Origin of the sequence: Flavobacterium gawalongense (genome assembly GCF_007097265.1) — a bacterium.
GTDB classification, from domain to species: domain Bacteria; phylum Bacteroidota; class Bacteroidia; order Flavobacteriales; family Flavobacteriaceae; genus Flavobacterium; species Flavobacterium gawalongense.
Map to the genome: position 1 here is coordinate 66,034 of NZ_VJZP01000016.1, position 10,937 is coordinate 76,970.

Genomic DNA, 10,937 nt, shown 5'->3' on the forward strand with positions numbered 1-10,937 from the left:
TACTCTTTCAATATGCAGTTTTCGGCTTACCTGTTTTTGGCTTCAACTAATGGGACAGAAAAGTTATTATATTCCAATATGTTTTGAGTTAAAAAAAAGCAATAATAAATTTGATTTTGATTATTTTTGACTGCATATAGAAACTTCATTAATAATCGAATTCCTCTTTTTTTGTCAAATATCTTTTGTACCAGACAATCGCTAAATCAGCGACTTCTTGTAATTTTCCTGGTTCTTCAAACAAATGGGTTGCACCTGGAATTATTTTCATTTCTTTTACAGATTGCAGTTCATCATAAGCCATTTTATTCATTCCAATAACCGGAACATCTTCACCGCCCACGATGAGTAGCGTAGGAGCGGTTACTAATGGCAATTCAGTCAGGGCTAAATCAGGACGTCCGCCTCTTGAAACTACCGCTTTTATTCTTTTTCCAAAATGGGCTGCTGCCCTCAATGCTGATGCTGCTCCGGTGCTTGCTCCAAAGTAGCCTATGGGTACGTTTTTTGCACCTTTATATCCCATTAGCCATAGTGTGGTTTCTATCAATCGGTTGGTTAGTAAATCGATATTAAACCGGTTTTCGTAAATTTGATCTTCTTCTTCAGTAAGCAAGTCAAAGAGGAACGTGCCTATTTTTTGTTGTTGAATCAGTTCTGCTACCATTCTGTTTCGGGAGCTGAATCTACTGCTGCCACTTCCGTGTGAAAAAACAACAATCCCAATTGCATTTTCAGGAACCACTAAATCCCCCTTCAACGTTACAGAAGATAAAGGAATGTCCATGTCTAATTTTTTCATAATTGAGTTACATTTAAAATAAACAATAGTAGATTTAAAAATTCTATTCAATGGGGCGTGTAACACTCAACAACTTAATCACTTCGTCATCTTCCACCTGATTAAAGTCTTCATAAAATCCGCCTACTCCTCTAAAATATTTGGAAGCGATCAAGTAGACAAATTCATCCGTATTTTTCTCAAATACCGGTACCGTGTCATAAGGTAAAACAGGCACCGCAACAATTATTTTTGCAGGGTTTCTTTTCCGCAACATACTTATGCTGGCCAGTAAGGTGTTTCCTGTTGCTATACCATCATCTACCAGAATTACGTTTTTTTCTTTGATATCGAGAGGTTCCCGATTGCCCATGTAGAGTTCGTATTTCCCCCGCAACAATTTCCTGAGCCGAATGATTTCATCGTCTATGTATTCCTGGGGAATTTCAGGATGCTCATCAATAATCATGGAGTCCATCGATACGGCACCTATGGCAAATTCCTTATTGTAAGGGTGTCCAATCTTTTTGGAGAGTACAATATCTAAAGGGAGCTGCAAACTTTTAGCAATTATGGATCCAATGGGCACTCCGCCTCTGGGAACGGCAAGAACTATAGTATTACTATTCTGATATTTTTTTAATTTCTCTGCAAGCAATAAACCTGCTTCAATTCTATCTTTTAATATCTCGTTATACATAATATTTAGTTTTATATAAAAAAGTAAAATTTAACATAAAGGTACTGATTTTCAGTTACTTTGATTTGTTTTAATCAGTTATTTTTCACTGAATTTTCAAATTAAGTTCGAAAATATTTCTTACCATAACTATAAAATAACGTATTAAAAAAAGAATTTATAAACGAAAGAGTTAAGCTATGAAAATGCTTTTGTTCGAATTAAAGAGACACATTTGAAAGGCAAAAGTGTTCTGTTTTTATAAAAATATTTTTAGCTATTTTTACTTCATAACTAATAGGGAAAAATGGCATTGTTAAAAAACATAAATGTAAAAGCTAAAGCAGATAAAAACACTGGTTTTGGAACAAACGCCAGTAGTTATGGAGGGCGTTTTGTTAATAAAAATGGGTCTGCAAATGTGGAGAAACGCGGTATGCATGTGTTTCATCGCATCAGTTGGTATCACACTATGATTGATATGCCAATATGGAAATTTATGCTTATTATTTTATCTTTCTATGTTGGAATCAATTTTGTCTTTGCTGCTATTTATTATGGGATAGGAATCGAACATTTGGATGGTATTAGTCCTTCAGGATCTAATTGGGTGCAGTTTGGTCAGGCTTATTTTTTTAGTGCGCAAACTTTTACTACAGTAGGGTATGGGCATATTAGTCCTTCGGGGTTTCTGGCAAGTCTGGTTTCTGCTGCCGAAGCCTTATTTGGTTTGTTGAGTTTTGCTATTGCTACTGGTTTGTTCTTCGGGCGATTTAGCAAACCCACTGCATTTTTGAAATTTTCCCACAATGCCCTGATAGCGCCTTATGGAGAAATCAAGGGTTTAATGATTAGAACCACACCTTTTAAAAATACGAATTTCACTGATGCTGAAGCCAAAATGACTCTTGGGATGAGTATTGAAGAAAATGGTATAATGACTAATAATTTCTATTCTTTGGAATTAGAATTGGATAAAATAAATGCTTTAACCTTAAGCTGGACTTTGGTACATCCTATAACCGAGGATAGCCCTCTTTATAATTTTACGGCAGCCGATTTTGAAAATACTCATGGTGAAATTCTTGTTTTCATCAAAACCTTTGATGATATGTTTAGTAATACGGTTGCAATCCGAACTTCATACACCTTTGATGAGGTTGTTTATGGTGCGAAATTCGAACCTATGTACGCACGAAGTACAGATAATTCTAAAACGATTCTGAATTTAGATAAATTAAATGCATTTGACAGCATCACTTTAGAATAAAACAAGAGTTTTTAGGTTATTTCAAATTTATAGGGAAAAATATTTTACATTTGTTTATTAAATTTATATAAACAATGAACAATATAAAAAGCATTTTCAGTATAAAAGATCTTGAAAATCTTTCTGGGATAAAAGCGCATACCATACGAATCTGGGAGAAAAGATACGATATACTTCAGCCGATGCGTACGGATACAAATATTCGATTGTATGATTTGGCTAGTTTGCAAAAGCTTTTGAACATTACTTTGTTGCATGATTATGGTTATAAAATATCAAAAATTGCTACTTATCCTCAAGACAAAATCCCATCCCTTGTTAGAGAAATCATTTCGACAAAAAACGCTAAAAACCATGCTATCAGCGCCTTTAAAATGGCAATGATGAATTTTGATCAAGAGTTGTTTTTTAATACCTACAATTGGTTAATTGCCGAAAAATCATTCAGGGAAATTTTCTATGAAGTTTTTATTCCTTTAATGAATGAGTTGGGATTATTGTGGCAGACAGATACGATTACTCCTGCACACGAGCACTTTATCAGTTATTTGGTTAAGCAAAAATTATTAGTTAATACTGAAAAATTGCAAGTTTTGAAACAAACCAAATTTGATAAGGTCTTTGTTTTGTCTCTTCCAATGAATGAAATTCATGAGCTGGGGCTTATGTTTTTGAATTATGAAATTCTTTTGAATGGATACAAAACAATTTATTTAGGTGAAAGTATGCCGATTGAAAATTTGAAAGATTTAAAGAAACATTTTAATCCTATTGTTTTCATTTCTTATCTGACTGTTCAGCCAGAGCGAGATTCTATAAATGAATATGTGGCTAAAATGACCGAAGAATTGGTTGACGATACCACTGAGTTATGGTATATAGGTAGATTGGTCGAATTTATTAAAAGAGAAGGACATTCGGATAAAATATCAATTTTCGATTCCATTACTGAATTAGTAGACAGAATTTAATATTTTGTTTGAACTTTTTGTATATTTGATAAACAAATGAAAAAGAAAATTACAATTATAGGTTCAGGATTTTCAGCATTAGCTGCATCTTGTTATTTGGCAAAAAGTGGTCATCAGGTTGCCGTTTTTGAGAAAAATGCAACAATAGGAGGAAGAGCAAGACAATTAAAAAGAGGAGGATTCACCTTTGATATGGGGCCAAGTTGGTATTGGATGCCCGATGTATTTGATCGTTTTTTTGCTGATTTTGGAAAGAAAACATCTGATTATTATGAGCTGATAAAATTATCTCCGGCATACCGAGTATATTATGGTATAGATGATTTTATAACGATAGCTGATAATTTACCCGATATTATATCCACCTTTGAAGCCATTGAAAAAGGAAGTGGTAAAATATTAAATGAATTTATGGCTGAAGCCAAAAGCAATTATGACATTGCCATTAAAGATTTAGTATATCGTCCCGGAGTTTCTCCATTGGAATTGATAACGGTGGAAACAGTTAAGAAATTAGGCCAGTTTTTTAGTAACATCAGTAAAGAGGTACACAAGAAATTTAAGAATGAAAGATTAATTCAAATTCTGGAATTTCCGGTATTATTTCTTGGAGCAAAACCATCCGATACGCCATCGTTTTATAGTTTTATGAATTATGCTGATTTTGGTCTTGGAACCTGGCATCCTAAAACTGGAATGTTTGATGTGGTTCGTGCGATAGAAAGTTTAGCAAGAGAATTGGGAGTTACGTTTCACACGAATTCAAATATTGAAAGAATAATTGTTGAGGATAAAGTTGCAAAAGCGATAGTTGTAAATGGTGAAACGATTGCGTCAGATTTGATTTTGAGTGGAGCAGATTATCATCATACCGAAACATTACTGGATTTAGAGCATCGAGCGTATTCGGAGAAATATTGGGACTGTCGTGTTTTTGCTCCTTCTTCATTGTTGTTTTACATAGGGTTTGATAAAAAAATAAAGAATATTTCGCATCATGCGTTGTTTTTTGATGTTGATTTTTATCAGCATGCCAAGGATATTTATGATGAACCACAGTGGCCAAAGGAACCTTTGTTTTATGCAAACTTTCCTTCGTTGACTGATAAAACGGCTGCTCCTGAAGGAATGGAAACCGGATTTTTTCTCGTTCCGTTAGCACCGGGGATTACAGATACAGAGGAATTACGTGAGGAATATTTCAATAAAATAATGGATCGTTTTGAAACTATAACGCAACAAAGCGTTAAAAACAACATCATATTTAAGCAATCCTTTTGTAAAAATGATTTTGTTTCAGCATACAATTCGTATAAAGGGAATGCCTATGGAATGGCGAACACCTTATTACAAACCGCTTTTTTGAGACCGAAATTAAAAAGTAAAAAAGTAAAGAATCTATATTTTACAGGACAATTAACCGTTCCGGGACCGGGTGTTCCACCAGCATTAATCTCAGGAAAACTAGTGTCGGAGTTAATAAATAAGCAATTTTTAGAACAATAGCCATGAAGCAATTATTTGATGATGTATCTTTCAAATGCAGTAAACTGGTTACCAAAAACTATAGCACTTCATTTTCATTGGCGGTATATATGCTATCGCCAATCATTAGGGATGCGATATACAGCATTTATGGTTTTGTGCGTTTTGCAGATGAAATTGTAGATTCATTTCATGGTTTTGATAAAGAAAATTTGATTAATGATTTCGAAAAAGAATATTACAAATCGTATAATTCTGGGATAAGTCTGAACCCAATTTTGAACTCTTTTCAGCATACGGTTAAGAAATACAATATTACTGACGACTTGATTCAGGCTTTTTTGAAAAGTATGAAATTGGATTTAGTGAAATCAGATTACAATAGCAAAGCGGAATATGAAGAATACATTTATGGCTCTGCAGATGTAGTTGGATTGATGTGCCTTAAAGTTTTTGTAGCCGGAAAAGACCAAAAATACGAGCAGTTGAAAGACGAAGCCATGCGATTGGGTTCTGCTTTTCAAAAGGTTAATTTTTTGAGAGATTTGAGAGACGATAATTTGGTTTTGAACCGAAATTATTTTCCAGGTGTCGATTTGAATTCATTCGATGAAAATGCAAAGAAAATTATTATAAAGGAAATACAAGAAGATTTTAATGTGGCGTATAAAGGAATTTTAAAACTGCCTATTGAGGCTAAATTTGGGGTTTACACCGCATTTGTCTATTATAAAAAGCTCTTGAAAAAACTAGAAAATACGCCTTGCCATGAAATTGGGAATGCCAGAATTCGGGTTTCTAATTATACGAAAGCGGGGCTATTGGCGCAATCTTTTGTAACTTACAAGTTGAAATTAGTATAATTTTTTTTAACTGTCCGCATAGAAGACTATAATTATTTTTTTAGCCACGAATTTCCACAAATTTCACAAATTAGTGTTTAATTTTTCTTTTAAGAATAAAAATTCGTGACAAATTCGTGAAATTTGTGGCTAAATTTTTCTTTAGTATTATTTACGGATAGTATGGTTGGCTTATTATGAAAAAGTATATTTTAAATAAATAAAAAAATAATGGTTTCCTTTTTAATCTTTTTGGGTGTTTTCCTTTTTATGGAATGTGTGACCTGGCTTACGCATAAGTATGTTATGCACGGTTTGATGTGGTATTTTCATGCCGATCATCACCAACCTAAATACGCTAATGTTTTCGAACGAAACGATGTTTTCTTTGTGATTTTTGCGATACCCAGCATCGTTCTTTTTTACTATGGAGTAGAAGGAGAGATGAACTATCTTTTTTTCATAGGCTTGGGAATCACATTTTACGGATTTTGCTATTTCATGATTCATGATGTCTTGATTCATCAACGATTTAAGTGGTTTAAAAATACCAATAATAAGTATTTAATTGGCTTGCGAAAAGCACACAAAGTACACCACAAGCATTTGGGTAAGGAAGATGGCGAATGCTTCGGGATGTTGTTCGTGCCTTTCAAATATTATAAAATATAGCAATTTTATTTGGGCGTGACCCGCAAAAAAAAGCGGGTCGGGTTATACGTTCCCGCTTTTTTGTATCAGACGAAAAAATGCCTGCTACAAAAAGAGCTCCACTACTACCCCTCACGCGAACCCCGGTTCAATACATTTTTTAATTAAAAACAACAATTAAGACAGATGAAACTCTATAAAAAAGAAACCGTTCAACAGGTTAATGCAAGTTTAGAAGAATGTTGGGCTTTTTTTTCCAGTCCAAGAAATCTTCAAAAAATCACACCGGAAACAATGGGTTTCGAAATCACCGATTTCGATAATAAATCCATGTATGCCGGGCAAATAATACAATACAAAGTGTCGCCACTTTTGGGATTGAAATTGCCTTGGGTAACCGAAATTACGTTTGTAAAAGAGAATAGTTATTTTATCGATGAACAACGTTTTGGCCCTTATGCGTTGTGGCATCACAAACATTTTTTTGAAGCTACTGAAAACGGTACTAAAATGACCGATTTAGTTCATTATGCTTTGCCTTTGGGTTTCATTGGCCGAATCATGAACACATTGATAGTTAAAAATAAATTGAAAACCATTTTTGATCACAGACGTGTTATGGTAGATCAAATGTTTAATTCTAAATAATGGTGAAACAAGAAGTATCCTTTTTTTGGTTCAGACGCGATTTACGTTTAGAAGATAACGTTGGATTATTCCATGCTTTGAAATCTAAATATCCAGTGATTCCATTGTTTATTTTTGATGATTCCATTTTAGACAGTTTACCAAAAAACGATGCCAGAGTAGGATTCATTCACGAATCACTTTCGAAAATAAATGCCCAACTGCAAGAAATAGGAAGTTCTCTTTTGGTAAAAAAAGGAAAAATTATTGACGTTTGGCAATCACTTTTAGAAGAATTTGATGTCAAAGAAGTCTTCTTCAACAAAGATTACGAACCGTACGCCATAAAACGAGACACCCTTATTTGCGAAGTGTTGGAAGCCAACAATACCATTTCCTTTTCTTTTAAAGACCAGGTTATTTTCGAAGAAAAAGAAATCACAAAAGCCGATGGATTGCCGTACACGGTTTACACTCCTTTTAAAAATAAATGGTTAGAAAAATACAAATTAATGGCTCCGGTTCCCGAATATGATGCCACGGATATGTTTTCTAATTTCTATAAAAGTGACTTTGTTTTTCCATCTTTGGAACAAATAGGTTTCGAAGAAAGTCCAATAAAAGTAAAGCCGCACAATTTAAAATTTATTGCAAATTATCAAGATATAAGAGATTTTCCTGCCTTGGATCAAACCTCATATCTTTCACCACATCTGCGTTTTGGAACAGTAAGCATTCGGAAATTAGTCAATTGGGCATTTCACAAAAACGATGTTTTTTTGAGCGAGCTGATTTGGAGAGAATTCTTCATGCAAATAGTATTCAGTTTTCCAAAAGTCGTTACGCAAAACTTCAAATCGGCGTATGATGGGATTCAGTGGCGCAATAACGAAGAAGATTTCAAGCGCTGGTGTACCGGAACTACCGGTTATCCTATGGTTGATGCCGGAATGCGTCAATTGAATGAAACCGGATACATGCACAACAGAGTCCGAATGGTGGTAGCGAGTTTTCTCTGTAAGCATTTATTGATTCAATGGCAGTGGGGTGAAGCCTATTTCGCCGAAAAATTACTGGATTATGAATTGTCTGCCAATGTAGGAAACTGGCAATGGGCCGCAGGAACGGGCTGTGATGCAGCTCCCTATTTCCGTGTTTTCAATCCTGAAATCCAACAAAAAAAATTCGATGAAAAAGGAATCTACATCCGAAAATGGATTCCGGAATTTGATTTAGGATATGGAAAACCAATGGTAGAGCACGCTATGGCTAGAGACAGAGCGATTGCCACGTATAAAGCCGGAATTTTGAAATAAACAATATTGTCATGTAGTTTATTGAACAAGAGTATAAGAGGTTAATGTTTAACTATAACATTATAATGTTAAGCAAAAATTAATGTTCATGCTTACGTCATTCAAAATGACTAGATTTGTTTTGTTATGAAAAAAAATATATTAATAAGCGGAGGTTCAGGATTTATCGGCAAGCACTTGACTAATTTATTAATTGAGAAAGGATTCTCAGTTTCTATATTGAGTAGGAGTGATAGAAAAAGCACAACCGATATTTCTTATTTTAAGTGGGATGTTTTAAATCTTACTATTGATGAAGCAGCAGTATTAAATGCGGATTACGTAATTCATTTGGCAGGGGAAAATATCGCCGAAAAAAGATGGACGGCAAAGCGCAAAGCAGCAATCGTTGATAGCAGAGTGCAATCAATTCAGTTGATTTATTCTGTTTTGAAAAAAAGTAATAAAAAGCTGGACGCCTTTGTTTCGGCTTCAGCAGTTGGAATTTATGGTGCTGTGAACGGAGAAGAAATTTGCACTGAAGAAACACCGCCAGCCCATGATTTTCTGGGTTCTACCTGCCAAAAATGGGAAGGTGCCATCGATTTTATTGAAAACTTACATATTCGTACTGTAAAAATTCGCACCGGATTAGTGTTGGGAAAAAATGATGGTTTTTTAAAGAAACTTGTTCCTTTATTTAAGTATAGATTGGGTTCCGTATTAGGTTCCGGAAAACAATATATGCCGTGGATACACGTTAATGATTTATGTAATGTATATCTTGAGGCAATTGTAAACAAAGAGATGAATGGTCCTTATAATGCAGCGATCAATGATAATACTAATAATGCTATTTTTTCCAAAGCACTGGCACGTGTTTTAGGCTACGCTATATGGTTACCTAATGTTCCTGCTTTTGTGTTAAAATTGGCAATGGGCGAAATGTCCAAAATAGTATTGAACGGGCGAAGAGTGTCATCAGAAAAACTTGAAAAATTAGGATTTCAATTTCAATTTACAAACTTAGAGCAAGCTCTTAGGGATTGTTTAATGAAATAAATTTAAACAGAATAGGTTCTAATATTTAACTTTTTTTGATATTTTGTTTCTAATTAATGTCTGTAATTTTGATATTTGCATAGGTTTTTAAAGTGAAATTTGTACGGAGTAATGATTGGAATAACTATTAATTAAATAGTATTGCATCTTTAGAGTGTAAAAGTTCTCTTAGTAAATTAATTTTAATTCGCTTTATTTTAATAAAAAGGTAGTTTTTATATTGACTGTTTTAGCTACTTTTTCACTTACCACTTTTGGAATTTTAATATTGAAGTCAGCCGGATTTACATTAAAATTTGAAGTAATTTCTATGCTATCTCCTTTTTTTCTGAGAATGGCAGTTGTTGTTACATCCTTAGATTTTCCATGTATTTCAAGTTTTCCGTTTAGTATAAATTCTTTTGGGGATATACCGAGACTATTCATATCAAAATTCTTTAGTATCCCTTTAAAAGTAGCTTTTGGATAACGTTTGCTTTCTATATAGTTCTCATTAAAATGCTCTTCCATTAAAGCGATTTTAAATCGAAACCCTTTTACCAATGCTAAACTGGCAATTTCTCCGGTTTTTGTATTTAAAATACAACTGACTGTCTCATTTATGGCCTTTATTTCTTCAAAGGAAGGGACAGAAGCCTCAAAGATTATCTCTCCCGTTTTAGTTATTTTTCGATCTTGCGCAAAACCAACAGTTCCTATATAAAATATATATATAGAGAGTAATTTCATTAACTTCATTTGTATCTGTTTATTATTCCAAATAGCCATTATTTTTCCAATTAATGAACATGTCAATAGTGCTTTGGGGTAATCTAGTTCCATTTTTAGGCATCATTCCTACTGTACCTTGAGCTCTTGAAATCCTATCGATTAATCCGTTGTTTTCAGTGGCGTTTTTGACTCTTGCATAAGTGTCTAATGAAACGGATGCTCCGTTTGTAGGGTTATTGTCATGGCAAGAAATACAGTTATTGTTTATAATTGATTTAATGTTGTTCGTATAGGTTATTGATCCCGGAGTAGGATTAGGGGATGGTGCAATATCAGATTCTGATCCACTGGAACAACTTACAATTAAAAAGGCCAAAATTGCTAAGGTAAATACTTTTTCTATTTTCATTGTATATAAAAAAGATTGTTTATTTTATAAAAATAAGAAAAAAAACTGAGGTTTGATTATTTTTAGATATTTTTGATCAGGGCAAACGCACCAGTTAAAATGACAAAAAATGTCGTAATCTATTAAAAATAGGTTGTTTAATATTTTTTTAATA

12 protein-coding genes are annotated in these 10,937 nt (G+C 33.7%); 8 read left to right on the forward strand and 4 right to left on the reverse strand.

Going from position 1 to position 10,937, the window contains the following annotated elements:
- Positions 1 to 148: 148 nt before the first annotated feature.
- Together FNW38_RS10105 and FNW38_RS10110 are read right to left on the reverse strand one after the other, a co-directional pair.
- The gene (locus FNW38_RS10105) at positions 149 to 802 is read right to left on the reverse strand and encodes a dienelactone hydrolase family protein (RefSeq protein WP_143387929.1); all 654 of its coding nucleotides are present in this window, start codon (positions 800 to 802) and stop codon (positions 149 to 151) included.
- A gap of 43 nt (positions 803 to 845) precedes the next feature.
- Positions 846 to 1,481: a phosphoribosyltransferase gene (locus tag FNW38_RS10110; RefSeq protein ID WP_143387928.1), complete on the reverse strand. Its 636-nt coding sequence runs from the start codon at positions 1,479 to 1,481 to the stop codon at positions 846 to 848.
- 286 nt (positions 1,482 to 1,767) lie between these two features.
- Here FNW38_RS10110 and FNW38_RS10115 point away from each other — a divergent pair, with 286 nt between their 5' ends.
- The 8 genes from FNW38_RS10115 (at position 1,768) to FNW38_RS10150 (ending at position 9,663) form a co-directional block, all read left to right on the forward strand.
- Positions 1,768 to 2,730, forward strand: a complete 963-nt coding sequence (locus tag FNW38_RS10115) for an ion channel (protein WP_143387927.1) — start codon at positions 1,768 to 1,770, stop codon at positions 2,728 to 2,730.
- Positions 2,731 to 2,804: 74 nt separating this feature from the next.
- Complete coding sequence (locus tag FNW38_RS10120) at positions 2,805 to 3,701, forward strand: MerR family transcriptional regulator (RefSeq protein ID WP_143387926.1); 897 nt, start codon at positions 2,805 to 2,807, stop codon at positions 3,699 to 3,701.
- Positions 3,702 to 3,737: 36 nt separating this feature from the next.
- Positions 3,738 to 5,207 carry a phytoene desaturase family protein gene (locus tag FNW38_RS10125; protein ID WP_143387925.1) on the forward strand — a complete coding sequence of 490 codons (1,470 nt, stop codon included), beginning with the start codon at positions 3,738 to 3,740 and terminating at the stop codon, positions 5,205 to 5,207.
- 2 nt (positions 5,208 to 5,209) lie between these two features.
- Positions 5,210 to 6,049 carry a phytoene/squalene synthase family protein gene (locus FNW38_RS10130; protein ID WP_143387924.1) on the forward strand — a complete coding sequence of 280 codons (840 nt, stop codon included), beginning with the start codon at positions 5,210 to 5,212 and terminating at the stop codon, positions 6,047 to 6,049.
- A gap of 210 nt (positions 6,050 to 6,259) precedes the next feature.
- Positions 6,260 to 6,700 carry a sterol desaturase family protein gene (locus FNW38_RS10135; protein WP_143387923.1) on the forward strand — a complete coding sequence of 147 codons (441 nt, stop codon included), beginning with the start codon at positions 6,260 to 6,262 and terminating at the stop codon, positions 6,698 to 6,700.
- Between the two features lie 165 nt (positions 6,701 to 6,865).
- The gene (locus FNW38_RS10140) at positions 6,866 to 7,327 is read left to right on the forward strand and encodes an SRPBCC family protein (protein ID WP_143388855.1); all 462 of its coding nucleotides are present in this window, start codon (positions 6,866 to 6,868) and stop codon (positions 7,325 to 7,327) included.
- Entirely contained in the window at positions 7,327 to 8,622 is a 1,296-nt protein-coding gene (locus tag FNW38_RS10145) for a cryptochrome/photolyase family protein (protein ID WP_143388856.1), read from the forward strand. Before FNW38_RS10140 ends, FNW38_RS10145 begins: the two co-directional genes overlap by 1 nt.
- 126 nt (positions 8,623 to 8,748) lie before the next feature.
- Entirely contained in the window at positions 8,749 to 9,663 is a 915-nt protein-coding gene (locus FNW38_RS10150; RefSeq protein ID WP_143388857.1) for a TIGR01777 family oxidoreductase, read from the forward strand.
- Between the two features lie 192 nt (positions 9,664 to 9,855).
- Here the strand turns inward: FNW38_RS10150 and FNW38_RS10155 are convergent, their stop codons facing one another.
- Positions 9,856 to 10,431, reverse strand: coding sequence for a YceI family protein (locus FNW38_RS10155; protein ID WP_235890185.1), 576 nt, complete (start codon positions 10,429 to 10,431; stop codon positions 9,856 to 9,858).
- Positions 10,415 to 10,783, reverse strand: coding sequence for a hypothetical protein (locus tag FNW38_RS10160; RefSeq protein ID WP_143388858.1), 369 nt, complete (start codon positions 10,781 to 10,783; stop codon positions 10,415 to 10,417). Before FNW38_RS10160 ends, FNW38_RS10155 begins: the two co-directional genes overlap by 17 nt.
- Between the last annotated feature and the right edge of the window lie 154 nt (positions 10,784 to 10,937).